5 protein-coding genes are annotated in these 2,079 nt (G+C 42.7%); all 5 read left to right on the top strand.

Annotated features, from left to right (window positions below):
• Window positions 1-89: 89 nt before the first annotated feature.
• Window positions 90-497, top strand: coding sequence for a hypothetical protein (locus ACFRAK_RS28060; RefSeq protein ID WP_394573044.1), 408 nt, complete (start codon window positions 90-92; stop codon window positions 495-497).
• Between the two features lie 39 nt (window positions 498-536).
• Window positions 537-839 (top strand): ASCH/PUA domain-containing protein, encoded by a 303-nt coding sequence (locus ACFRAK_RS28055; protein ID WP_394573043.1) that lies wholly within the window; start codon window positions 537-539, stop codon window positions 837-839.
• Window positions 832-1,329, top strand: coding sequence for a hypothetical protein (locus ACFRAK_RS28050; RefSeq protein WP_394573042.1), 498 nt, complete (start codon window positions 832-834; stop codon window positions 1,327-1,329). Before ACFRAK_RS28055 ends, ACFRAK_RS28050 begins: the two co-directional genes overlap by 8 nt.
• A complete protein-coding gene (locus ACFRAK_RS28045) occupies window positions 1,326-1,685 on the top strand; it encodes an ArpU family phage packaging/lysis transcriptional regulator (RefSeq protein ID WP_394573041.1) in 360 nt (119 codons plus the stop codon). Before ACFRAK_RS28050 ends, ACFRAK_RS28045 begins: the two co-directional genes overlap by 4 nt.
• Window positions 1,682-2,079: hypothetical protein (locus ACFRAK_RS28040; protein ID WP_394573040.1), on the top strand; the 398-nt coding region annotated here is incomplete at its 3' end. The genes ACFRAK_RS28045 and ACFRAK_RS28040, both read left to right, overlap by 4 nt.

The following is a 2,079-nucleotide window of genomic DNA, read 5'->3' as shown; positions in this document are numbered from 1 at the left end:
GGATAGGAATCATTCGAAATACAAGCAATACATGGCCCTATACGATGAATTATGTGAACAACTGAGAAGGAGTGAGGGGAGGGGTTAACGTGGATACCACGGCGAAGGAAGCAGCTCAACGACTCCATGAGATATTGAGTTCCGTAAAGAAAAACTATGATCTCAATGTCAAGGAAATCGACTATTGCGACAATGAATACCTTGATCTGACTCATGCTCTTGAGTTTCTGGACAATGGAGAAATAGAGACGCTAAACCTAACCCGGCAGCTTCAGGACAACCGGAGGCGCCGGAGGAAAGCAAAGGATGAAAACGAGAGATTACAGCCCTTATACGATCTTGTCATGAAAAAGAACGGCTTGGTTGATGAAGTAAGTAGAGGACGAAGGCGGGTGCAAGAGATCATCAAAACCCAAGCCGTTCGAAGATATACCCCACGAGTTAGAAAGGATATGCAGAGTGTTTTCGATGAGGCTAGAGCTGCCAAGTCAGAATGATTAAGGTTATCTAAATCAAACGGGAGGTAGGTGGGAAATATGAATAACCAAGCAAAGCATGAACTCAAGATTCTACCGGAATACTTTCAAGCCGTATGGAACGGAACGAAGACCTTTGAAGTCCGCAAGAATGATCGTAACTATGCAGTTGGTGACACATTGGTTTTGAAAGAATGGAAGCCCGAAGACGGATACACAGGCAGCGGACTTGTTCGAAAGGTATCATACATGCTGGACGATTCGGAATACGTGAAAGAAGGGTTTGTTATTCTGGGCCTTGCTGGTCCAGTCCTCAATCAATTTAGCTCTAAAGAAGAGTGGGAGGTAATCGGGAATGAGTAGAGACTGGCAAAAGGATATGGAGAGAGTGAAACAGTTTGAACACGCTAAGACGCTCCATAACAACCCCTCTTACTATCAAGAGATTGATTATGAACCTGTTGAAGTCGCATTAGGGTACTGGCTAAAACAATACTCAACAGAGAAAAAAAGCGTCACGGAACTACAACAGGCGCTGGATTTACCAAAAATCCATCTATGGTATGAGTTGATGAATGAAAGAACAAAACATCGGTCGGCAAGGGAAAGTGTTCGTCTGTTGCATACAGTCTATGGCGAACAGTGCGCCAGAGCTTCGGAGTATTACAACGAGATGGTGGCAGAGCGAGAACGCGCAGATAAGGCAGAAAAGAGAGAAGAAGAATTGAAGGTATGGATGATATGGGCGATAAACGAATCAGGTTGGGGCGATCCGGAGAATACATTGGAGAAAATTTCTAATCGCTTAAAAAACACTCTGTCATCCCTTTACCCAAAGGAGGAAATGGAATGATAAAGGTGCAGTCAGTAGTTCCTCAAATAGACAAATCAAATCTGTTGGCAGTGATGAGGCAAGTATTTAAGCAATATGACTTCTGCAAGAGGTTGCCGCGCAATACAGAACGAGATCAATATATCAGTGCAATTGAAAGTGCAGTGCATCAGCTACCAGATAAAGAGAGGGAAGTCGTCACCCAGCGTTATATGATTGATTTATATCGCAAGGATTATCAGGTGTATAATTTCATTCTCGATCCACCGGTCAGCAAGGATACGTACTCTAAAATTCGAAACAGAGCATTCATAAAACTGTTCATTATATTGAGCGACAGAGGCATATTACAGTCCAAGGAGGGAGAACGGACGTGAATCCGGCGGGACCTGAAACTAGCAGTTCGCTGGTGAGAGTAAAACGCCACTTTCGGTTATTCAAACAACCAAATAAAGTCGGTGAAGTGTTAAATGATTATGATGGTCCACTTCTCATTATCGGGATCGAAAAGTATGAATTATTCGGTAACACAATAACCATTTGGTACACATGCCAGAAGAACAACGGTGTTTCTAACAATCGTAGCGGCAATTATAGATACGGTATATCGGAACCAGAATTCGAGTTAGAAGTAAAATATGATGATCACCAACTCAAGGCATACACATTAGGATCAACATTCTCTTGCAAAGGTGACATTTACAAGATAACCGAGTATACAGAAATATCCTTAAAAGGATCGGACATTTACTTATCGTTCCTGGCTAGACC

The sequence above is a fragment of the Peribacillus sp. NPDC056705 genome, assembly GCF_043656335.1.
This window is presented reverse-complemented; position numbering and strand designations above follow the sequence as displayed.

Bases quoted from the DNA above. Each gene is read 5' to 3' on its own strand.
- ACFRAK_RS28055 (WP_394573043.1), top strand. From the start codon at position 537: ATGAATAACCAAGCAAAGCATGAACTCAAGATTCTACCGGAATACTTT.
- ACFRAK_RS28050 (WP_394573042.1), top strand. From the start codon at position 832: ATGAGTAGAGACTGGCAAAAGGATATGGAGAGAGTGAAACAGTTTGAA.
- ACFRAK_RS28045 (WP_394573041.1), top strand. From the start codon at position 1,326: ATGATAAAGGTGCAGTCAGTAGTTCCTCAAATAGACAAATCAAATCTG.